Here is a 19856-nt window from a genome sequence, read left to right as displayed (position 1 = left end):
TCCTCCGGCAGGTCAGCCGACCGCCGGCTGCCATCCGACGTGGTGCGCGAGGCCGACCGCGGCGAGCTGGGAGGAGACCTCGAGCTTCGAGAGAATCGACTTCACCTGGGTGCGCACCGTTGCCTCGGAGACCACGCTGAGGCGAGCGATCTCGCGCACCGCGTGACCGTCCATGAGGTGGCCCAGCACTTCGCTCTCGCGGTGGGTCAGGTGCTCCAGGCGAGACCGCATCACCTGCACCTCCAGGCGCTGCTTGTGCCAGTGCTCGAGCAGCTCCTCGCGTTCCTCACGGCTGATCACCGGGAGGCCGTCGTTGATCTTGCGGATCGTGGCGAGGATGTCGTTCAGTGGCGCGCTCTTGGCCAGCACCCGGCGTGCGCCGTAGCGCAGGCACTCGCCCCAGCGACCCCGGTCGATGCTGGCGGTGACCACCACGACATTGACGCCGGCTCGGGTGAGCGGGTCGATCAGCCGCACGCCGTTGCCATAGCTGCCCAGGTCGAGGTCGAGCAGGACCACACGCGGGTGTGCCCGGAGGATCGCCGGGAGCAGGGTGCTCACCGAGCGACCTCCTTCGGAGAGGATGATCCGGCGCACGTCGTGGCCCTCCATCTCCAAGGCGATCTCGAGGGACTCGGCGAACAGTGAGTGGTCCTCGACCACGGCCACACGGGTTCCGATTCTGGTGCCTATCAAGAGTCTTCTCCTCCGAAATTGGGCAGGGTGACCACGAAGGAGGCACCCCGTACGCCGTCGTTGTGCCGAAGTTGCAGGTTTCCCCCCTGCTGGCCGGCGAGCTGTCGAGCGAGATAGAGACCGAGACCCGATCCTGGCGAGGACGGGCCGCGAACTCCTCTCTGGAACAAAGAGTCGCGAAGTGCCGGCGGAATACCTGGGCCACCGTCAGAGACCCGCAGCTCGACCATGCTGTCGCATCGCCGCACTGACAGGGTGATGGTCGTGCCCGGGGCGTGCCGCAACGAGTTGTGCAACAGGATGTGGACGATCTCACTGACGTCGTCCTGACGGCCGCGCACCTGGTGTCCCGAGGGCTCCCAGCGGATGTCGTGACCGAGTGCGCGCTGGCAGGTGACCAGCGGTGTGATCACCTGGTCCAGTGAGACCCTGGCCGCCTCGGTCCCAGTCGACCTGCCGACGAGGCGTTGGAGTCGGGCGACCTCCGAGGTCAGACCCGCGGCCAGTCGCCGGCGGCTCGAGGGGCTGAGCCGGACGTCGTCGCCGAGAAGGATCTGGGTCGCGGTGCTGATGTCGGCCACGGTGGAGCGGAGCTCGTGGAAGAGCTCTTCGTCCTCGGCGAGAACCGCCGAGGACGCCGTGACGCCCGGGACCTGCTGCGAGAGCGTGTGCAACAGCGCCTCGGTCGTCGAGAGCACCACGAGGCCGGCGAGCACGACGAGCACGACGACCGAGGTCCACGACTGCAGCGTGCCGCCGACCGTCCCGACGGATCCGAGGAGCAGGAAGGTGACCACGCCGCAGGAGACGATGGTGAACTCGAACCGGGTCAACGGGTCAGTGCCCGGCCGCCGTCGGTGAAGCACGTCGAGGGTGACCACGAAGACCAGCACCAACGCAATCGCAGTGATGGCGCCGGCCGGTCGTGGCAGGCGGAGCAGCGGTTCGTGCAGCACGCCGACCGCGACGAGCCGGCCGCCGAGCAGCATCAGCCCGGTGGCCACCCCCACTCCGAGTGGATGGAGGCGTCCCCGGAACTCGGTCCCGCGAGTGCACAGCACGAGCATCACCACGAAGGGCAGTGCCAGCACCGTCCCCATGAAGTCGCCGGTGCTTCCCGACCTGTGCTGGACGTCGGTCATGTCCACGATGGCGAACGGGACGCTGCCCAGCGCCAACCCGACCAGAGTCGCCGCGAGCCAGCCGCTGGGCGCGTCGCCGCCGATCCGCCAGCGCGAGTAGAGCAGGAACCCGCTGGCGGCCAGGACCAGGTTGAAGTCCAGGGAAGCGACCGCACTCGCCGTCTGGAGGCGGGGATGGTCGTGGTCGAGCAGGACGACGGCCACCAGTGGTGGCATCGCCAGTAGGAGCGCGGCGATCAGTCCCCGTCGCCACTCCCAAGCCCTGCGCGGGCGTTGTCGAGCAATGACTCGTCCATCTGCCTCACCGGCGCCCCCTGGAGTGGCTGACGTTGCAGGATCCCGAGAAGCCCCGTCCGAGAAACGTGAGTCCAGGTGTGAGGGCGCGTGCAAGGAGGTCCACCCCACCATGGTGGTGAATCTAGGTGGCTTCTGCGCTCCTGTCCGAGAAACGGGTGCCAGTACCACATTTTGGGGATGATTCGTGCCACCACGTGAACCGGTCGGGCGGCGTGTCGATGGACCCGCCGGCCCCGTGACCCCGGATCCGGTCGGGGGGATGATTCCGGCCCGGAGCCTCACGACCGACGGGCCGGCACGGTTCTCGTCCGAGTGACTGTGCCCGCCATCTGGCTACTCACACTTTCCGTCGCGCAGGCGGCGAAGGCATCACCAAATGTGGGGTAGGTTCGCCTCGCGATCCGGCCCGGTAGCGGCGGCTCACCCAAATTGGCGAAGTTGCGCCGCGCGGCCGTGTCGTACTCGTGCCGCGTCCTAGGCTCCGAAGATGCTCTCCCGAGGTGCGAGTCGACCGGCCGTGCCACGACAACGGCCGGGCGGATCAGTGCGCCTCATCGTGGTCTCCGACCACAGCCTGGTGAGTGAGGCAGTGCGCATGGCGCTGACCAGTCGCGGCTTCGAGGCAGTCAGCCTCGCTGCTCCCTTGGGGCGCGGCGGTCACCGGGACTTCGCGCAACGCGTTGTCCGGTTCGGTCCCGCGGTGGGCCTGCTCCTCTGCGAGCTCGAGGACCGGTCCCTGCTCCGTGATGCCGTGGCGGTCGTGGGCTCGGTGCGGATCCGTTGGGTGCTGCTGACCCGGTCGCGCGACTCGGCCGCGTGGGGAGCCCTGGTCGATGCCGGGGTGGCTGCGGTGCTGCCGATGACCACGAACCTCGATTCCTTGGCCGATGCTCTGTCCCGGGTCGCGGCCGGGCAGGCGGTGATGTCGGAGGAGGTTCGCCGGCAGACGCTCGAGGCCTGGCGGGAGGAGAGCATCCAGTCGCGGCGGGTGGCTCGGTTGATGGAGGCGCTCACCCCGCGGGAGATGGCGGTCCTGGCCCAACTGCACGACGGGCTCACGGTCAAGCTGATCGCACTCCAGGCGGGGGTGTCGGAGGGAACGGTGCGCAGCCAGGTGAAGGCGATCCTGCGCAAGCTCCAGGTCAGTTCCCAGCTGGCGGCCGTCGCGGCCTTCCGGCAGATGCGTGAGTTCTCCCTGGCTGCAACCGAGGACGACTGAGCCTCGAGGCTGCCCGTGTCAGTGCGACCGTCAGGGTTCGAGCGGCTTCCAGCCGGCGGCACCGACCACGATCATCCGGGCCTGGTTGCGCAGGTTGTCGACGAGCTGACGGCGTACGGGGGGTTGTTCGGCCGACGGGCTGACCAGCTCGCCGGCGGCTGCGACCATGAGGTCGACGAAGAGGCTGGCCAGCACGTGGAGGTCGGCGGCGCCCCATCGTTCCAGGCCGGGCATGCGGGCCAGGTCGGTGGCGAGCTCGCGCTCGAACATGCCGAGCTCGTGCCTGATCGCATCACGGAGGACGGCGTTGCCGCCGTGCCGCTCGCGGCCGATGAAGCGAAAGTGGGCCTTGTGCGTCTCGAGCTGCGCCACGAGCACCTCGACCGAGTGGTCGATCAGGGTTTCGGGAGCCGGCTCACCGCTGCGGACCTCGCGGATCAGGTCGCGCAGAGTCATGAACGACTCGTCCACGAGGGAAAGCCCCAGCTCATCGAGGGTGGCGAAGTGCCGGTAGAACGCGGTCGGCACGATTCCGACCTGCTTGGTCAGTGAGCGCAGCGACAGCGTGCCGAAGCTCTCCTCGGCCAGCATCTCGAGAGCGGCGTCGAGGATGGCCCGCCGGGTGCGCTCCTTGCGTTCCTGACGGTTCTCGGGCCGGCTCGCAGTGACGGCCTTCTCCTCGCTGCTCACGCACCGGAGTGTAGCGGTCGGCGAACGCAGGGTTCGCGGCTGGGTGAACGCATGAACGCCCGTGTCCACGGTCACAGCGGGAATTGTTGACGCTCCTGCGGACGGTCTGCCAGTCTTTCAGTGCACGGATGTTCACTGAAAATCACACGGAATCGGAGTCGGCGATGAGCATCGTCTCGAACCTTCTCGCCTCCCGGGCGCTCGAGGCCCTCACCTCGCCCCACGGAGTCGACCGCTACCTTGAGCTGGTCAACCCGATGTGGGCCGCCCGCGAGGTGCGGGCCCGCATCGTCGACGTGCACCGCGAGGTCGACGTCGCCGGCCACCCGCCCGTCGCCACCATCACACTGCAGCCCACCTCGACCTGGCAGGGTCACCGCGCGGGACAGCACGTGCAGCTCGGTGTCGAGATCGACGGCGCTCGTCGTACGACGCGGGTCTTCACGGTCTCGAGCCCGGATTCGCGCCAGGGTGACCGCTTCACCGTCACCATGCGCGCCAACCCCGACGGTCTGGTCTCGCGGCACCTCGTCGAGGCCGAGGTCGGCACGATGGTGCATCTCTCGCAGGCGCAGGGCGAGTTCATCCTTCCCGACCAGGTGCCCGAGCACGTGCTGTTCATCTCGGGCGGTTCCGGGATCACGCCGGTGATGTCGATGCTGCGCAGCCTGCAGCGCCGCACCCACCGCGGCCGTGTGTCGTTCGTGCACTACGCACAGTCGCCGGAGCACCAGATCTTCGCCGCCGAGCTGGCGGAGATCGCCCGCACCGGCTACGGCGTCGACGTCCACCTGCTGCACCCCGAGCTCGGCGACCCGGCGTTGAGTCCGGCGTGGCTCGAACGCCTGGTGCCCGGCTACCGTGACGTGCCCACCTGGGCCTGTGGTCCGGCGCCGCTGATCGACGCCGTCCAGAAGGCGTACACGGACTCGGACGTGTTGCAGGTGGAGTACTTCAAGGCGCCGGTCGTCAGCACCGGGGCGGCCGAGGGCGATGTCACCTTCACTCGCGCCGGCAGTACGGCGGCCAACACCGGTGCCACCCTGCTCGAGCAGGCCGAGGCCGCTGGCCTGAAGCCGGAGTTCGGTTGCCGCATGGGCATCTGCTTCTCCTGCACCGCGACCAAGAAGGAGGGGACGGTCACCAACGTGCTGACCGGTGAGACCTCGTCCCTCCCCGACGAAGACATCAGGATCTGCGTCAGCTCGCCCCAGGGCGACTGCGCGATCGACCTCTGACACTCCCCGTTGGTCGAGGAGGTCGCGCAGCGACCGTCTCGAGACCATGACCGAAAGGAAGCCCATGAGCAACAGCACCACCCTGACCGATGAGCAGCTCGACGAGTTCGGCAAGGAGATGGACGCGATCCGCCAGCGGGTCATGTCCGAGCTCGGCGAGGAGGACGCGACCTACATCCGCAACGTGGTCAAGGCCCAGCGCGGCTTCGAGGTCGCGGGCCGTGCCCTCTTCTACCTGCCGCCGGCCTGGCCGCTGGCCGTGGCCAGCCTGTCGATCTCGAAGATCCTCGACAACATGGAGATCGGCCACAACGTCATGCACGGGCAGTACGACTGGATGGGCGACCCGGGCCTCAACTCACGCATGTACGAGTGGGACACGATGGCTCCCAGCGAGAACTGGAAGCACGGCCACAACTACATCCACCACACCTTCACCAACATCCTGGGCAAGGACCGCGACATCGGTTACGGCATCCTGCGCATCGACGAGGACCAGGAGTGGCACCCCTACTACCTCGGCAACCCGGTCTACGCGTTCTTGCTGATGATGTTCTTCGAGTGGGGCGTGGCGCTGCACGACCTCGAGGTCGAGAACATCGTCAAGGGCCGGCGCGACTGGGAGGAGAACAAGGCCCTGGCCGCGGGCATCCGTCGCAAGATGAAGCGTCAGGTGCTCAAGGACTATGTGCTGTTCCCGGCGCTGACCGGCCCGTTGTTCGTGCCCACGTTCGTCGGCAACGCGACGGCCAACTTCATCCGCAACATCTGGACCTTCAACATCATCTTCTGCGGCCACTTCCCGGCCGGCGTGGCCACCTTCACCCAGGAGGAGTGCGAGAACGAGTCGCGCGGCCACTGGTACTACCGTCAGCTGCTCGGCTCGGCCAACATCACCGGCAGCAAGCTGTTGCACCTGATGAGCGGCAACCTGTCGCACCAGATCGAGCACCACCTCTTCCCGGACCTGCCGGCGCGCCGCTACCCGCAGATCGCCGAGGAGGTCCGCGAGATCTGCCAGCGCTACGGCCTGCAGTACAACACCGGGTCGCTGGGCAAGCAGCTCGGCAGCGTGGCGAAGAAGATCTTCAAGATGGCCCTCCCCCCGAAGGGGACGACGTTCCCCGGGCTGTCCGTCCTCACGGGCGGCCGCACCTCGACCACCGAATCGCAGGCCGCCTGATGACGCACATTGCCGACAGCCTCACTCCGCGCGAGCTCCGCCAGGTCCATCGCGAGGGCACCCGGCTCACCGTCCCGCAGGGCTGGTCCCTGATCTGGGAGCGGACGCCGGCCGACAAGGCCTACCTGATCGTGGCCGGAGAGGTGTCCATCCGACGTGACCATGTCGAGGTCGCCCGTCTCGGACCCGGCGACGTGGTCGGCGAGATGGCGATCGTCAACCACAAGCTGCGTACGGCGACCGTGGTCGCGCTGTCGCCGCTCGAGGTCGTCCACTTCACCGCCGAGGCGGTTGAGCAGCTGTGCGAGCAGATCCCCGCGTTCCAGCAGGCGCTGGCCCAGACGGCGTCGGGCCGACTGGCCTCAGCCTGATTCGACCAGCCTGATCCGACCGGCCTGATTCGGGGGTTACGAAACCTCTGGAACGTGGTTAGTGTCGGCGGCAGCGAGCTCGGGTCGTGATGATGGTGTGTGCACAAGAGCGGTGTGCGACCTCGGCCGTGTGGAACTGCCTTCACTCCCGGTCGAGAGGAACCCACGATGTTCTCCAAGGGCTTGTCCACCCGTCGACGCCTCGGAGTTGGCACCGCCATCCTGTCCGCGGCGGGCCTGGTCTGCTCCGCGCTGGCCGTGACGGGTCCGGCGCAGGCCGCCGACGATGACCACGTGCCGGCCACGATGCTCTCCGACCAGGCGCTGGCAGTCGAGGCCTGCGCGATCCCCGGCAGCGCTGACGACGCCGTGGTCCTGATTCTCGACCAGATCGCCGACTCGCGCGCCGTCTCCTCAAAAGTGCGACTGGCGATGTTCGAGGCCGCCTGGGTCGAGTCCCATGCGCACAGCCTGCCCTGCGGGGACAGCGACTCAGCGGGGGTGTTCCAGCAGCGGCCGTCGGCCGGCTGGGGTACGGCGACCCAGGTGCAGGATCCGGTCTACGCCACCGGCAAGTTCCTCGACGGCAACGGCACGAGTGGTGCGATCAAACTGGCCGCCGCCCATCCCACCTGGACAGCGGGCCAGATCGCCCAGAGGGTGCAGGGGTCGGCCTACCCCGACCGTTATGACCAGGCCCAGACGACCGCGCAGGCACTGATCGCCCGCGCGAACCAGATTGCCAGCGGCACCATCGACGGTGGCAGCTTCCGGTGGCCGACGGTGCAGACCGGCGAGAAGAACAACCGGGTCCGCGTCATTCAGCACCTGCTCAACCAGCGAGGTGCCGGGCTGGTCGTCGATGCCTCCTTCGGCCCGTCGACACTGGCCGCGGTGAAATCCTTCCAGAGCAGCAACGGGCTGACTGTCGACGGCGTGGTGGGTCCGATCACCTGGTCCAAGCTCGTGGTCTCGCTGTCGAAGGGTGCCACCGGCAACGCGGTCAAGGGTCTGCAGGTCGCGCTCAACGTGCATGGCGCCGACCTCACCGTCGACGGCTCCTACGGCTCGCTGACCGGCAACGCGGTGAACTCGTTGCGCCTCCGCTACGACCTGCCCTCCGGCACCAGCACGAACTCCGCGGTGTGGAACTCGCTGGTCGCCCTGAGGCGGTGACCTCCTTGTCGCGTCGTTCGCGGTCTGCCGCGTGACGAACGTCCCGCCGTGAGCTGTTGTCAGGCCCGGTCGTCGTCCGTGACACTGGAGGCACCATGAGCAATCACGACCACATCAGCCGCAGCGAGATCCGCAAGGACGCCATCCAGGACGGCTTCGAGGCCACCGTGTCGACCGTCGGCCACGTCGGTGGTGTCGTCGTCGGCGCTGTCCGCGACGTCGGCAAGGCCGTCGGCGGACTGGCCACCGAGCTCTTCGAGATCCGCGACGCCGCTCGCAAGGCCGGCCAGGAGCACGACCCGCGCGACTGATCCCGTCGTCAGCGGAACGCGATCAGCACCCCGGCGACGACCACCGGCGCGAGGTAGAGCAGCGGAAACGGAACGTGCGCACAGGCGCGCGCCCGCAGCACGGTGATCACCGCACCGGTGAAGTAGAGGACCAGCCCGCACGCGGCGGCCAGGCCCAGTGGGGGCCACCAGATGCCGGCCACCAGTCCCGCGCTGCCGAGGGCCTTCGCCGTGCCCAGCCAGGGCCACCAGCTGCGGGGCACCCCGTAGTCAGCGAGGTTGTCGACCACCCAGGACTTCCGGGTGAAGATGGCGTACGCCGAGAAAGCGACCCAGGCGGCGACAAGGGCGACGATGATCGATGTCGTAGTAGTCATGACTCTCCGACACCGCGAGCGCGACGAACGTGACCCGCGCCCCCCTCGGATCTCGTGCGCTCAGTCCAGCGCGGTCAGGTCCAGCGTGGCCAGACGGGTCGGGTCGGCGAGCACGTCGATGGCCACGATCCGGCCACCGGCGACGGTGAACGCCATCACCACCTGCACGTTGCCGTGCGGCACCACCAGGGCTCCGGGAGAACCGTTGACCAGCACCCGCCGTACGAAGGGTGACAGCGGGGTGGAGAGGAGGGCCTGCCTGGCGACCAGGTCGTTGCCGTGGACCAGCAGGTTCAACTGTGGTCGGGCGCTGCCACCGTCGGAGCGCAGCACCACGTCAGGATCGAGCACGGCCACCAGCGCCTCGAAGTCTCCACCCTGCGAGGCCGCGAAGAAGGCGTCGACGACCGTGCGCTGCCGGCCCAGGTCGGGATCGGGCGGCGGCGCCTCGTCGCGCACCCGTCGTCGGGCCCGGCTGGCCAGCTTGCGCGCGGCCACCGGGGTGCGGTCGATGAGCTCGGCGATCCGGTCGAAGGAGATGCCGAACATGTCGTGCAGGACGAACGCGAGACGCTCGGTCGGGCTCAGCGACTCGAGCACGACGAGCAGGGCGAGGCCGACGCTGTCCGCGAGCACCGTGGCCTCCTCGGGGGTGTTGCCGGGGTCGGTGGTGATCACCGGGTCCGGCACCCGGACGAACGGCTCCTCGCGGCGTCGTCTGCGGGAGCGGAGCGCGTTGAGGCAGACCCGCGCGGTGATCGTGGTGAGCCAGGCGCCGAGGTTGTCGACCGAGGCGGTGTCGGCCCGGCTCACACGCAGCCACACGTCCTGCACGGCGTCCTCCGCGTCGGCCTCGGAGCCGAGCATGCGGAACGCGACCGCGTGCAATCGGGGACGGTGCTCCTCGAACGCCGCGTCCAACGGGTCCTGGTCGTCCATGGCCACCATCGTGCCTCCTCGAGCGCGCCTCGTTCATCTGTCATCCGGACGACACCGCTGCGCGCTCGGACGTGACAGGACTCGGTCCACCCGTGTCGAAATCGTCGGGTTTTCCACAGGCATTGCGGGCGGCCATGGTCAAACGGGCCGAACCTGACATATAACAGTCGGGCAGCCAGCCCATCTCGGGGACGGGGACCCAGTGACCAGCACCATTGCCGACGCACACGCTGCGTTGGTCAGTCAGCTCGACGCACGGGTGCGTGAGGTCGTCCGTCGTGACGGTGTCGATCCACAGTCGGAGGCGGTCGTCGTACGCCGCATCGCCGAGCAGGTGGTGCGTGCTCATGACGAGCGGAGCCTGACCGGGCAGGTCGCGTCGGTGCCGGATCCGCAGGCGGTCGTCGGGGAGCTGGTCGCGCGGGTCTCCGGCTTCGGACCACTGCAGCCCTACCTCGACGATCCGAGCGTCGAGGAGGTCTGGATCAACGATCCCAGCCAGGTCTTCGTCGCTCGGCACGGCAAGCACGAGCTGACCAACACGGTGCTGAGCACGGCCGAGGTCCAGGAGCTCGTGGAGCGGATGCTCAAGTCGAGTGGCCGCCGCATCGACGTCTCCGCGCCGTTCGTCGATGCGATGCTGCCCGAGGGCCACCGCCTCCACGTCGTGCTCGAGGGCATTTCCCGAGGCTTCACTGCCGTCAACATCCGCAAGTTCACCCTGCGGGCCAGCCGGCTGCCCGACCTCGTGGACCTCGAGTCAATGCCGACTCAGACGGCGCAGTTCCTGGACGCCAGTGTTCGCGCCGGCCTCAACATCCTGGTCGCCGGGGGCACTCAGGCTGGCAAGACGACCATGCTGAACTGCCTGGCCTCCGCCATCCCCGGGGGTGAGCGGGTGATCTCCGTCGAAGAGGTCTACGAGCTGCGCTTCCACCACTCGAAGCGCTTTGAGTTGCACTGCAAGCAGACCCGCTCTGGTCGAGTTGAAACGCCGGTCACACCCTTCACGCGGCGAGCGGGGGATCTAACAGGACCTCGACCAGAGCGGGAGTTCAGGCCATGCGCACCCGGTAGCGATCCAGCGCGATGGTTTCGAGCAACGAGAACGAAGCGAGCGAGCCGGGGAGTTCACTGAACGCTCCTGCTTCCGTTCTACGGGCTTGCGACGGATTCGAGAGGCTCCGCGCTGTGGCGGACACGATCACCTTGCAGAGCGCGGGCTCTGCCGTTGCTCCGTCATCTGAGAAGCCCTTGCCGCGTGTGTACGCGTGAGCCAGAGCGGCCACGTGCTCCGCGTGCTGATCGGCCTGCGTGATCAGGGACGGGTCAGACGGCCAACCCAAGAATGAGATGACCGTCTGACCTGTCGGAAGTGCTTCCATCACGCGCGGGTGATCCCGGTCAGGGTGACGAACGCTTCAGGTACCAAGAGACCCATGTCGAAGCGAGCCGCTGCGCTGAGTCCGACCTTGCCGGAGGTGGCCAGCGCTTCCTTGAGAATCGTCACGCTCTGGATGTCACGCACCACAACGGCCTTGCTCATGTCGGCCAGAAGTGCGCGGCCTGCCGGAGTGGTCTCGTCGTCGTCGGGAAGTCGATCCGTCACGACGATGGGCACACCGGCTGCGCGCCACGAATAGCCCTGAGTCGCGTCAGGCTGAAGAAGCCCGCGCCCGTCTGCATCCTCTTCGTTCTGAAGGGATACGAAGTCCTCAGGAGTCAGGAAGAGCCGGAGAGCGGACGTGTCCACGTGAGCCTTCAGCGCGAGCGCTGTAGCGGCCTTCACGGCGGACAGGGACAGTGCCGCGCCCACGGGGAGAGTCTGAGTGCCTGCCTGAGCAAACACGCCCTTGATCGTGGTCACTCCGTCGCCGCCGTCGCCGTAGAAAGCGGCATCGGTCTTCGTGCTCATCCATCGCACAAGAGCGCTCTGGATGATCCCGCTCAGATCGAGCGTGGCCGTCCTCAGCGCTTCGTGAGTAACGGGGATGATCCGCTTGAAACTCTGCATGGTGGAGGGCATGAGAGCGACCTCTGAGAAGTCCACGTCATCCTGTGGGATGTTCGCGCCTTCTGCTGTGTATCCGACTGCGGAATCGTCAGCGGACAACTTCGGGAAGCGCACCGGAGAGGCGGAGTCGATGACCCGAACACCGGAGGACAGGAACGTAGATTCCTGCTCCAGCGGGAGAGTCAGAACCTTCTGAATCTGGCTCTGGATGAGTTCCTGCGTCGTGGAGGTCTGAACAACCATTTGGGGGTCCTTTGAGAGTCACAAAATTTCTGTGACTCGGACCCCTGTCCGAGCCGCTACGCGATGTCGGCATCCCGCTTCGTCGCGCCGTTTCCTAAGTATCGGCAGGCGATCCGCTCTAGCCTGAGCGCATGGCATACCAAGTACTCACCACGCACGGCATCAACCAAGAGAGCGGACTTGTCACGGAGCGCACGACGTTCGCGGAGCGGCTACAGGCTGCGCTCAACAATCAGAAGACAGGTCCCGGCATGGAGTTGGTCGCGATTGACTCCGCCCACCCTGACGGCCCGCTCTACGTGTTCGCTCACGAGAGCGACCGACGATGACACGCGCCTGACCCATGACTGAGGTACTGATAGGTCTTCTGGCTATCGTCCCTGCGCTTCTCGGTTTGAGCGCCGGGAGAAATCGACAACTTGCTCTCATCAAGCATGAAGCAGAGATTTTGAAATCCCTTCCAACTGATCTTGTTGATGCGCGAGAGACCATGGAGGAGAGGGTGCGCACGTCGGTATCTGAATACAGCAGTAGACGCGAACTGCCGAGTCCAATTATAACCGGCCTTCTTAGCGCCCTTGCGGTCCTACTCACGAGCACCGGTATCGCGATAGCAAGAAATGATCTCAATCGTCAATGGTTGGAGCAACTGGCTCCCGTCTTGGGTCTCACCATGTTTTCCATAGGATTTCTAATCCTAATCCATCTCACTCAAGTACTCGCGAGAACCCTCAAATTGCGTCGGAAATTGATCGCTGAAGGTCAATCAATCGCCAAGAGTGGACTTCACAAGATCGAATTGATGGAGAACGAACTAAGAGAACTGGACCTCTCAGAAGTGACCATAGATCAAAAACTCCGAATCGCTGAGCAAACTATGAGATTGGCCGAGAGCAAGCAAATGAGTCAGGCGATTCTTGATCGACACTCACAACCCTTCCTTTCGAAATTGTGGAAGAAGATGCGAAGAGTGAGTGATGAGTAAGAGGGCATGACTATCTCCCTTCCCCTTGGCGGGATACCTGACAGATGTCAGCTAGTCCTAGCCATTCTCCCGGTCAATACTGATTGGGAGCCAAGGTCTGTCATCACCTTCAGATAGACGGTCTGCGGTGCTGAGGTTCCTCAGAGAAAAGGGTTGCCCTTCCCCAGTAGGTGCCCGCGTCTGTTTCTCCAGTCCTAGCCCGGAGTCAACCTGTCAGCCGCTGAGGATGTTCACCGCTCCCCAGATCACGCTGGACGCTATGGGATCGCTTCTGTAATCGCGCTGTCCCGGATCGTTCTCAGGTGCTGTCCGCAGAGGTCTTCCCGCGCGAAGGATCGGCATCTGACTAGAGAAATCCTCAGGCGATCTTGCTTGGCGGGTTTATCGTTACCTTTCTGTTACTCGTTCACTTTTTTAAAATGAACTTGTGAGCGCATGAAAAAGCCCGCTAGGGGACCTCGACCAAGAGGCCTAGCGGGCTTTTCAGCGATTGGGAGGACCGCCGTTGCTGATTATGACCTATTCACGTAGTTGGCGTAAGCCATGCCGTCACGGAATCCGTCCTGATAGCCGCTCAAGGCATCGCTGTACTTCTCTGAGTAGTCCTCTGCATCCCAGCGGGCTTCAGCGCTCGCTAAGGCTGCTTCGACTTTCTCAGACTCAGCGACCAACTTGTTACGTCTGGCCAGATACGGACCGGCCTTGAGAATTGCTCGCTTGTTGGCCATCTTCTGAACCTCCGTGTTGAGAGAGACCCGAACCTGTTTCGGTGCCTATGTAGTACGTACGGCCACGGGGTCAGACATGCACGTCTTCAGAAAGTTTTTGAACTGTCAGCCGCGCATCAATGCAACCAGATCAACATCTGCGTCTGAGTCGTCGCCACGGAAGCCGATGCCCGCATCTCCGCGAACACGAGTCATCCACGGCTTCGATTCTGCGAGCGCTGCCACGGCTTCAGTGATGCGCTCGTGATCCGGCAAGCCGTCTTCTCCGTCGAAGTCGTCGCTCCACTGGATCGGCTCGTGAAGAACTCCGGAAGATGCCTGCTTGCACGCTGCCTGTCGGAGCGCGTCGCGGAACGTGTCGGCCAACTTCGAAGCCTTTCGGTGCTTGATTGATTCTTCCTTCAGCGCGTCGTACTCGGCTTGGGAGTAGGTGCGCTCTACGGGCTGTTCCTGCTCCGTTTCGCCTGTGCTGTCTGCGTCTCCCGAAACTGCGGGCTGCTCTGCGGCTGATTCCTCAGTCATGATGCTGTCCTTTCGACGCCTCTTGTGATTGTGAAGAGCGGGGATTGTGTGGCTTCCACGGGCTCCGGCTGCTGTGTGCGTTCCCCATAGGGCACGAGACGACAACGGCAGAGCGGGTGAGCCCAGAAGATGCGCTTGACCGGCTGAATCTCGTTGTCGAGCGGACGGCAGATTTCTTCGCAACAGTCAGCCGCGCCGATGCGTTGCCAGAATTCAAAGCCTGCGGATTCAATTGCCGCTCTGAGAGCCTGCTGTTTGCTGCTGAGGACTTCTGCCCGCGCCAGACGTTCTAAGCGCTCCTGTGTCGCCTCTGCGTCTTCAGAGAGCACTGTCTGTGCTGCGTCGGCCAGTCGGTCGAGTTCTTCGCGGTCGGGGATGAGCCCTGTCGGCCTGACGTTGGCCAACGTGGAGATGTAGGCATCGGCCCAACGTGAGGCAACGGCCTTGCCTGCGAACGTGGCTGTAGCGATTGCCTGCGCGGCTGTGTCCTGCGTGATCGTGGCGGCTTCGTACATCGCCAGAATCGCGAGCACCTTTGCCGCTGCGCTGTCTGCCTCTTGCTCCGGTGCCTGTGTGGTCACGGGGAGACCTGACCTGAAGCGACCTGCATTGCCATGTCAGCGGCTGCGCGCTGCTGCTCCTGCGCGATCTCACGCGGAGACATCCCCAGACGCTCCAGCGTGCCCTGTGTCGAGAGGATCCCGGCCTGACGCAACTTCACAGCGGCATCGGCTGCCTGTGCTTCGCTGCGCGTAGCGGGGTCAGACCAGACCGGCATGACCTTGAATCGCTTCGGGTCTCCGCCGTCACGGATCGCGAGCAAGAGCGCGGCCACCTGTGCCCAAGCCCTGCCGAATGTGCGTTGTCGGGCTTCGGCCTTTGCCACAAGGGAAGCCTCAGCCGCGCGGATCGCATCGGCGCTCATCGCGCTGTCAGCGTGCAATCCCAGCATCTGCGGGGAGAGCCCAGACAATGCGCCGATCTGCCTCACGATGAGACCCGCCAACGTGTCGAAGCCTGCGAGGTCGGCAGGGCTGAACTGACCGAACTTCGCATCGGGCGATTCGTGCTGAACCGTGGCGGTGCCGTCTGCCCACGGATCTTCAGCGGCTCCGTCTTCGTCGGTCTGGATCGTTCCCAAGCCGGTAGCCCAACGTCGAGCGGTGCCGGTCTCGTGACTGCTCAACATCGCGTCAACCATCACTTTCTGCAGAGCGTCTGTGAGGTCGCGCAATCCCTCCAACTCGGAGACTCCGTAGACGTCCTGAACGCTTCCGAGATTGGTCACGTCGAGCAACGGCACGCGGCCAAGAGGATTTGGGATCGTGCTCGTGGTCTGCCAGCCGTTCGGCGCTGTGTAGCCGCCTTCAGGGACGTGACTTTGAGATTTGAGAATCTGAATCTGATCGGGGAGATAGAGCGCGGCATGTCCGTAGCCGTCTGCCTGCCAGCGCTTGAATCCCACGACGACACGACGGGAGACGGGATCGCGCTTCACGATGCACTGTGACGCGGACTCGGGAAGGGCAATCGGTTCGCCGTCTTCGTCAGCCCACACAGAGACGAAGCCCTGACCCGTGGCCAGTGCATCGCGTTGCACCTGCTGCGCTCCGTCGAGCATCCCGACATCTGCCCAGCGTTCCCAGAGGTTCAGATCAGGAGTGCCGTCGATGGTGAAGCCGATCAGACGAAGCCGCTCGTTGAGCAAGTCCACGGCAAGAGCGCCGTAGTTGATCGAGAGCGAAGAGAGACGGTTCTTCAGCGCGTCCCGCTGCTCTTGGGTCAAGAGAACGAACTGAGACTCACCCCGGTAGCGGGCTGTCCACTCGTTCACTGTTGCTGCGCGCGTATCGAGAGCGGCACTCATCTTCTCAACAATGCTGCTCATCGTCGTGTCCTCACCATCTTGAAAGTCTTCGGCTTCTCTTGCGCGAGATGTGCCGCTCTCCCGTAGGCCATGAGCGCTGAGATTGCGGCGTCGATCTTGCGTGCGCTCTTCTGGGTGACCTTGCGAAGCACTGGCCCTTGCGGGGTCTCGTGAACGCGACAGTTCAGAAGGTGCGCACGAAGTATCGGACTGCGCGTGATCGAGACCAGACGGTTGGAAGTTGCTTCGTAGAAACTGATCGTGAGCGGTCCCATGCGCTGCCGCGACTGAGGATGCGCGACGACGGGCAAGCCCTCTTGGGTGAGCACTTCCATCGTGCGCTGATAGAGCCACGGGTCGAACACAATCTCGGCAACGTCGTACTTCGTGCACAACAAACGGATTTCGTCTTCCACGTCGAGCACAGGCACGCGATAGGCCTCGTCGTGTTCGTTGGCGGGCTCCCAGATTCTGGCCAGATCGAGCAACGGAATCTCTTCGATGGTGGCAAGAGTGATCGCTGTTGCGTCTCCCGTGGTCGAGCCGTCCACGCCGATGACGACACGTGAGCCCAGATCGATCTTTCGGCCTGCGGTGATCGAGTCCACTTCGTCAGTGCTGAGGAATGAGTCCTCTGTCTTCGTCGGCCACTGGCCCAACCTCAGACGCCGGTACTCGCTCTCACGGGTGCTCTTGCGGACACTGGCCATGCTCTTCCGGTTGAGGAAGTCGCCAAGAGCGGGATTCGACTGCCGTTCACAGTGGAGACAGTCCACGGGATGAGTCGGATCAGATGTGTACTCACGGAAGTAGAAGTCAGGATCGGGGGTTTCTCGATTCTCAGAAACGAGAGTCCACATCACCGATTCCTCAGACACAGCCGGTGTGCTGATCGCGAGAGTAAGTGAGTTCTCCTGCTTGCCTGCGGCCAGAAGCACGCTCTCCCAGATGTCAGGGCTCACTGTGTGGAGTTCGTCAACGAGAGCGTGACCTCTCCAGCCCTGAAGCGCGTTCACGTCTGCGGGCATCGCTTGGATAGAGCCGTCACAGAACGGCATGACAAGCCGATCTTGGTAGACCTTCGTGCGGCTGCTCAGTTCCGGGCTCAGTTCCACCATGCGGCGAGCCATGTTCAGGATGATCCCGGCCTGTCTGAGGTCAGAGGCACAGAGCAAGACAATCGGGCTCCACTCCTCTTCGCAGAAGATGAGATAGAGCGCGATCACCGCTGAGAGCGATGACTTCCCGTTCCCACGTGGCAGGGACAGAAGTCCCTTGCTTGGCCGGTCTCCCCGCATCGGGAACAGACCCATCAGGATGACGATCTGCCACTTGCGGAGTTTGAACGGCTTCCCGCGCCCGTAGCCGTGAGGAACAGTCAGGAAGTTTTCAGCGAACCATGCAACGCGCTTCCAGCCCTTCCTAGGTGCCTGTGAGAGGTCGAGAGGGTCAGGAGAGACATTCGCCTTGCGGCCAGTGCGCAGAGGGGCAGAATTCGGCGCTGTCTGTGCGATAGAAGCCACTGCCTGCCCTCCTGTTCCTCTCGTTCAACCGGCTCTTGCCTTAAAACCCTCGGGTCGAGACCCTTTGCCGACCCCGGTAACTCCCCACCTCTTCGGGTTTCGAGTCACTCCAGCGCTTCGTTTATGGCCGCTTCGAACGCGTCTGAGTAGCGGATCATCACGTTGTCTAGCGTCGTGTGGCCCTTGCGCTGGAGTTCGTAGATTGCGTAAGGAGCGAGCGCACCGCCGTAGGAGATCTCTCCTACGTAGTCGCCGTTCTCGTCCGTGTGACTGCTCCAGTCGCCTGATTCCTTGAGCATCCCCGAGATGACGTGCACTTCGGCTTGGGTGTCGATGAACGCGGCCTCAAGGACGGCATCCATGTTCCGCTTGAGCCGGTCAGGAAAGTCTGCGATGTGTCTTGCCTGTGCGATGAATGCGTTCACGTCACCGTCAAAGCGTCGCGTTGCCATGCCTGCCACCTCTCAGAGCCGGGACGGGATGAGCCTGCTTTTCGATTGCAGTCGTTGCAGAGCACATCGACATCAGTAAGAGCGAGAGGCAAGCCCTTTGCGTGCTTGTCCCATGCGCTCGGCTTGTGATCTGTCGTGAGGTCATCGCTTGAGTTGCATCGCGAGCACCACGGTTGGATTCGTCGCGCTCTCTTGCTCAGCCGTTGCCACGCTGCGTCATAGCCGCGCTCTGTGCTGTTGCCTCTGTCGCGTGTGCGCTCTTGCTGCCTGCGCTTCGGCCTCTCGTGCTCCAGTCGGCACGGATCGCAACGAGTGCTGTCGCTCAGTTCTCCACAACTCAGGCACGGCTTACGCATCGGCCTTGCCCATCACGTAGAGGTGTCGCCAATCGGTGATCTTCTCCAGCGCTCCGACGTTGCCGTACTGCCCGTGCATCTGCGCGGCCAAGAGAGTGGCGAGCACAGAGACCAGTTCGCCCAACTCATCGGGAGGTGTCGTACGGGCGATGTCCTGAACTCCTTCGCCGTCTTCCATGAGCAAGCGCTCAACGAGTGCAAGGCCGGTCAGAGTGGAGTTCATACGCGAAGTATCGGAATCTCTCGCTGAAAATCCTCAGTCACTCAGGATCGCGTATCGAACAGTGCACATGACGGAGCCGTCACCATCAGGGAGATTGGTGAATGACGGCCCATCGACGCGGCTGCTCTCATGGATTCTGGAGTCTGAGTTCTTCAGTTCGTGGGCGACGTCGTGCAACACATCGTGAATGTCCTCATAGATCGCCCAAGCCCTACGGTCTGCATCGTCGGCCACGGGCAAGCCGTCCTCACGGGTGCAGTCGGCCAGAATATTTAAGTGAACTACGCGGAGTTCCTGCGTCCCGCGCGGGATCGCCCACGGCCCACCGTCGAGCACCTCGACCACTGCCGCGCCTGTGCCCTCCACCCGCTGTGTGGTGGCTCCTGCAGAGATCGGGACATCGGCAGGCAATACGGCCCTCAGGATCGCTGTCACGGAGTCCACAAGCGGCGTGCTCACGGGGTTTCCTCTACGCGGTGTTCCCGATGATGAGGACCGTTCAACGTGCTGATGTTCGCGGGGTCGGCCTTCACGACGAAGTTCCCCGTCTGGCCACGGGTGAAGGTGAGCCGGTCGCCTGCCTTCAGGTCTGAGGCAGGGAGGGAGAAGAGCACGCCGGAGCGGTCTAGCGTCTGTTGCTGCGTGGCCGTATACGTCGGCTCAGGCTGTGCCGCTGTGCCTGTGTCGAGCAAGCACGGAAGAGCCTCACTGATGGTGACCCACTGCGTAGACGGAACTCCGCCAACCATGACCGTGGTTGAGCGCTTCACCGTTGCGCGGTGTCGGAGAACGTTGCGAATGGTCACGCGAAAGTATCGGCGCGAATCTTCTTGAGCCTCATCGACACAGTTGCTTTCGACACTCCGAGAATCTTCGCGATGTCACGGCCCTTCACGCCGCGCTCGTGCATCTCAAGGATGCGCAGATCGCGCTGCGCCCACTTCTTCGAGCGGGTGCGAGGTGTGTTGCTCTGCGCCTGATTGAGGACGTGCCTCACGCCGGAAGGACTGAGCCCGACTGATAGGCCGATCTCGCTGTGTGTCAGGCCACCGGCGCGGAGCCTGACGATTTTCGCGTTCCTCTGTTCTTTCGGGTCAGGCTCAGGAGCCGCTTCCGGCTGCTTCGGCTCAGGTGCGCTGTGTTCGACACGGGCTCTGTGTTTGCGTTCTCGCTGCTTCAGCGGAAGTTGTCCCTGTTCCAGCATCCAACCGACATGCTCACCGATCCTGACGACGTACTCGGGATCGGTTCGGAAGGCTTCGGCGGCTTCAGCGAAGAGGAAGGCAAAACGGATTTCAATCTCTGAATCTGAAAGTCTGGCCACG

24 protein-coding genes are annotated in these 19856 nt (G+C 64.3%); 9 read left to right on the top strand and 15 right to left on the bottom strand.

What is annotated here, in order from left to right; genetic code table 11:
• Nucleotides 1–12 precede the first annotated feature (12 nt).
• A complete protein-coding gene (locus NJ4_RS01695) occupies nucleotides 13–696 on the bottom strand; it encodes a response regulator transcription factor (RefSeq protein WP_067429188.1) in 684 nt (227 codons plus the stop codon).
• A complete protein-coding gene (locus NJ4_RS01690) occupies nucleotides 693–2054 on the bottom strand; it encodes a sensor histidine kinase (protein WP_067429186.1) in 1362 nt (453 codons plus the stop codon). The genes NJ4_RS01695 and NJ4_RS01690 overlap by 4 nt, the downstream gene beginning before the upstream one ends.
• A 568-nt stretch (nucleotides 2055–2622) precedes the next feature.
• Here NJ4_RS01690 and NJ4_RS01685 point away from each other — a divergent pair.
• Entirely contained in the window at nucleotides 2623–3354 is a 732-nt protein-coding gene (locus NJ4_RS01685; protein WP_157550585.1) for a response regulator transcription factor, read from the top strand.
• 30 nt (nucleotides 3355–3384) lie between these two features.
• Here NJ4_RS01685 and NJ4_RS01680 read toward each other — a convergent pair whose 3' ends face one another.
• Entirely contained in the window at nucleotides 3385–4044 is a 660-nt protein-coding gene (locus NJ4_RS01680) for a TetR family transcriptional regulator (protein ID WP_067429396.1), read from the bottom strand.
• Nucleotides 4045–4208: 164 nt separating this feature from the next.
• Between NJ4_RS01680 and NJ4_RS01675 the strand changes: the two genes are divergently transcribed.
• The 5 genes from NJ4_RS01675 to NJ4_RS01655 all read left to right on the top strand — a co-directional run bounded on the left by NJ4_RS01675 (nucleotide 4209) and on the right by NJ4_RS01655 (nucleotide 8323).
• Nucleotides 4209–5282, top strand: a complete 1074-nt coding sequence (locus NJ4_RS01675) for a ferredoxin reductase (RefSeq protein ID WP_067429176.1) — start codon at nucleotides 4209–4211, stop codon at nucleotides 5280–5282.
• A gap of 64 nt (nucleotides 5283–5346) precedes the next feature.
• The gene (locus NJ4_RS01670; RefSeq protein WP_245644401.1) at nucleotides 5347–6465 is read left to right on the top strand and encodes a fatty acid desaturase family protein; all 1119 of its coding nucleotides are present in this window, start codon (nucleotides 5347–5349) and stop codon (nucleotides 6463–6465) included.
• Nucleotides 6465–6836 carry a Crp/Fnr family transcriptional regulator gene (locus tag NJ4_RS01665; RefSeq protein WP_067429170.1) on the top strand — a complete coding sequence of 124 codons (372 nt, stop codon included), beginning with the start codon at nucleotides 6465–6467 and terminating at the stop codon, nucleotides 6834–6836. The genes NJ4_RS01670 and NJ4_RS01665 overlap by 1 nt, the downstream gene beginning before the upstream one ends.
• A gap of 168 nt (nucleotides 6837–7004) precedes the next feature.
• Nucleotides 7005–8012, top strand: coding sequence for a peptidoglycan-binding domain-containing protein (locus tag NJ4_RS01660; RefSeq protein ID WP_067429167.1), 1008 nt, complete (start codon nucleotides 7005–7007; stop codon nucleotides 8010–8012).
• Nucleotides 8013–8107: 95 nt separating this feature from the next.
• Nucleotides 8108–8323 (top strand): hypothetical protein, encoded by a 216-nt coding sequence (locus tag NJ4_RS01655; RefSeq protein ID WP_067429164.1) that lies wholly within the window; start codon nucleotides 8108–8110, stop codon nucleotides 8321–8323.
• An 8-nt stretch (nucleotides 8324–8331) separates the two neighbouring features.
• On the opposite strand, the gene NJ4_RS01650 is transcribed toward NJ4_RS01655, so the two are convergent.
• Together NJ4_RS01650 and sigJ are read right to left on the bottom strand one after the other, a co-directional pair.
• A complete protein-coding gene (locus NJ4_RS01650) occupies nucleotides 8332–8679 on the bottom strand; it encodes a DoxX family protein (protein ID WP_067429161.1) in 348 nt (115 codons plus the stop codon).
• Between the two features lie 60 nt (nucleotides 8680–8739).
• On the bottom strand, nucleotides 8740–9627 hold the full coding sequence (sigJ, locus tag NJ4_RS01645) for an RNA polymerase sigma factor SigJ (protein ID WP_322787592.1): 888 nt from the start codon (nucleotides 9625–9627) through the stop codon (nucleotides 8740–8742).
• 193 nt (nucleotides 9628–9820) lie between these two features.
• Here sigJ and NJ4_RS01640 point away from each other — a divergent pair, with 193 nt between their 5' ends.
• Complete coding sequence (locus NJ4_RS01640; RefSeq protein WP_169799196.1) at nucleotides 9821–10756, top strand: CpaF family protein; 936 nt, start codon at nucleotides 9821–9823, stop codon at nucleotides 10754–10756.
• A 246-nt stretch (nucleotides 10757–11002) separates the two neighbouring features.
• On the opposite strand, the gene NJ4_RS01635 is transcribed toward NJ4_RS01640, so the two are convergent.
• Nucleotides 11003–11875 (bottom strand): phage major capsid protein, encoded by an 873-nt coding sequence (locus NJ4_RS01635; protein ID WP_067429159.1) that lies wholly within the window; start codon nucleotides 11873–11875, stop codon nucleotides 11003–11005.
• A gap of 131 nt (nucleotides 11876–12006) precedes the next feature.
• On the opposite strand from NJ4_RS01635, the gene NJ4_RS01630 reads away from it, so the two are divergent.
• Both NJ4_RS01630 and NJ4_RS25480 read left to right on the top strand, forming a co-directional pair.
• Nucleotides 12007–12204 carry a hypothetical protein gene (locus tag NJ4_RS01630; protein ID WP_067429157.1) on the top strand — a complete coding sequence of 66 codons (198 nt, stop codon included), beginning with the start codon at nucleotides 12007–12009 and terminating at the stop codon, nucleotides 12202–12204.
• A 14-nt stretch (nucleotides 12205–12218) separates the two neighbouring features.
• Nucleotides 12219–12860, top strand: a complete 642-nt coding sequence (locus NJ4_RS25480) for a hypothetical protein (protein WP_157550583.1) — start codon at nucleotides 12219–12221, stop codon at nucleotides 12858–12860.
• 512 nt (nucleotides 12861–13372) lie between these two features.
• Here NJ4_RS25480 and NJ4_RS25475 read toward each other — a convergent pair.
• From NJ4_RS25475 to NJ4_RS25465, 9 genes are all read right to left on the bottom strand, one after another.
• Nucleotides 13373–13588, bottom strand: coding sequence for a hypothetical protein (locus NJ4_RS25475; RefSeq protein WP_157550581.1), 216 nt, complete (start codon nucleotides 13586–13588; stop codon nucleotides 13373–13375).
• Between the two features lie 105 nt (nucleotides 13589–13693).
• Entirely contained in the window at nucleotides 13694–14110 is a 417-nt protein-coding gene (locus NJ4_RS01625; protein WP_067429153.1) for a hypothetical protein, read from the bottom strand.
• Complete coding sequence (locus tag NJ4_RS25470) at nucleotides 14107–14691, bottom strand: structural protein (RefSeq protein WP_157550579.1); 585 nt, start codon at nucleotides 14689–14691, stop codon at nucleotides 14107–14109. Before NJ4_RS25470 ends, NJ4_RS01625 begins: the two co-directional genes overlap by 4 nt.
• Nucleotides 14688–15998 carry a phage portal protein gene (locus tag NJ4_RS01620; RefSeq protein WP_067429150.1) on the bottom strand — a complete coding sequence of 437 codons (1311 nt, stop codon included), beginning with the start codon at nucleotides 15996–15998 and terminating at the stop codon, nucleotides 14688–14690. The genes NJ4_RS25470 and NJ4_RS01620 overlap by 4 nt, the downstream gene beginning before the upstream one ends.
• Complete coding sequence (locus NJ4_RS01615) at nucleotides 15995–17500, bottom strand: terminase large subunit domain-containing protein (protein WP_157550577.1); 1506 nt, start codon at nucleotides 17498–17500, stop codon at nucleotides 15995–15997. Before NJ4_RS01615 ends, NJ4_RS01620 begins: the two co-directional genes overlap by 4 nt.
• A gap of 104 nt (nucleotides 17501–17604) precedes the next feature.
• Nucleotides 17605–17952 carry a hypothetical protein gene (locus NJ4_RS01610; protein ID WP_067429144.1) on the bottom strand — a complete coding sequence of 116 codons (348 nt, stop codon included), beginning with the start codon at nucleotides 17950–17952 and terminating at the stop codon, nucleotides 17605–17607.
• A 348-nt stretch (nucleotides 17953–18300) separates the two neighbouring features.
• On the bottom strand, nucleotides 18301–18531 hold the full coding sequence (locus NJ4_RS01605) for a hypothetical protein (protein ID WP_067429141.1): 231 nt from the start codon (nucleotides 18529–18531) through the stop codon (nucleotides 18301–18303).
• Nucleotides 18532–18564: 33 nt separating this feature from the next.
• Complete coding sequence (locus NJ4_RS01600; RefSeq protein ID WP_157550575.1) at nucleotides 18565–18990, bottom strand: hypothetical protein; 426 nt, start codon at nucleotides 18988–18990, stop codon at nucleotides 18565–18567.
• 343 nt (nucleotides 18991–19333) lie between these two features.
• Nucleotides 19334–19855, bottom strand: a complete 522-nt coding sequence (locus tag NJ4_RS25465) for a helix-turn-helix domain-containing protein (RefSeq protein ID WP_157550573.1) — start codon at nucleotides 19853–19855, stop codon at nucleotides 19334–19336.
• Nucleotide 19856: the final 1 nt, after the last annotated feature.

Origin of the sequence: Nocardioides jensenii JCM 1364 = NBRC 14755, assembly GCF_001552535.1 — a bacterium.
Lineage (GTDB): Bacteria > Actinomycetota > Actinomycetes > Propionibacteriales > Nocardioidaceae > Nocardioides > Nocardioides jensenii.
This window is presented reverse-complemented; position numbering and strand designations above follow the sequence as displayed.

What these genes read in the sequence shown, in the direction of transcription:
- NJ4_RS01690 (WP_067429186.1), bottom strand. Translation starts at nt 2,054, where the DNA reads ATGCCACCACTGGTGGCCGTCGTCCTGCTCGACCACGACCATCCCCGC.
- NJ4_RS01655 (WP_067429164.1), top strand. Translation starts at nt 8,108, where the DNA reads ATGAGCAATCACGACCACATCAGCCGCAGCGAGATCCGCAAGGACGCC.
- NJ4_RS01685 (WP_157550585.1), top strand. Translation starts at nt 2,623, where the DNA reads ATGCTCTCCCGAGGTGCGAGTCGACCGGCCGTGCCACGACAACGGCCG.
- NJ4_RS01660 (WP_067429167.1), top strand. Translation starts at nt 7,005, where the DNA reads ATGTTCTCCAAGGGCTTGTCCACCCGTCGACGCCTCGGAGTTGGCACC.
- NJ4_RS01605 (WP_067429141.1), bottom strand. Translation starts at nt 18,531, where the DNA reads ATGAACTCCACTCTGACCGGCCTTGCACTCGTTGAGCGCTTGCTCATG.
- NJ4_RS25475 (WP_157550581.1), bottom strand. Translation starts at nt 13,588, where the DNA reads ATGGCCAACAAGCGAGCAATTCTCAAGGCCGGTCCGTATCTGGCCAGA.
- NJ4_RS01675 (WP_067429176.1), top strand. Translation starts at nt 4,209, where the DNA reads ATGAGCATCGTCTCGAACCTTCTCGCCTCCCGGGCGCTCGAGGCCCTC.
- NJ4_RS01670 (WP_245644401.1), top strand. Translation starts at nt 5,347, where the DNA reads ATGAGCAACAGCACCACCCTGACCGATGAGCAGCTCGACGAGTTCGGC.
- NJ4_RS01635 (WP_067429159.1), bottom strand. Translation starts at nt 11,875, where the DNA reads ATGGTTGTTCAGACCTCCACGACGCAGGAACTCATCCAGAGCCAGATT.
- NJ4_RS01625 (WP_067429153.1), bottom strand. Translation starts at nt 14,110, where the DNA reads ATGACTGAGGAATCAGCCGCAGAGCAGCCCGCAGTTTCGGGAGACGCA.
- NJ4_RS01620 (WP_067429150.1), bottom strand. Translation starts at nt 15,998, where the DNA reads ATGAGCAGCATTGTTGAGAAGATGAGTGCCGCTCTCGATACGCGCGCA.
- NJ4_RS25480 (WP_157550583.1), top strand. Translation starts at nt 12,219, where the DNA reads ATGACTGAGGTACTGATAGGTCTTCTGGCTATCGTCCCTGCGCTTCTC.
- NJ4_RS01630 (WP_067429157.1), top strand. Translation starts at nt 12,007, where the DNA reads ATGGCATACCAAGTACTCACCACGCACGGCATCAACCAAGAGAGCGGA.
- NJ4_RS01610 (WP_067429144.1), bottom strand. Translation starts at nt 17,952, where the DNA reads ATGGCAACGCGACGCTTTGACGGTGACGTGAACGCATTCATCGCACAG.
- NJ4_RS01665 (WP_067429170.1), top strand. Translation starts at nt 6,465, where the DNA reads ATGACGCACATTGCCGACAGCCTCACTCCGCGCGAGCTCCGCCAGGTC.
- sigJ (WP_322787592.1), bottom strand. Translation starts at nt 9,627, where the DNA reads ATGGTGGCCATGGACGACCAGGACCCGTTGGACGCGGCGTTCGAGGAG.
- NJ4_RS01650 (WP_067429161.1), bottom strand. Translation starts at nt 8,679, where the DNA reads ATGACTACTACGACATCGATCATCGTCGCCCTTGTCGCCGCCTGGGTC.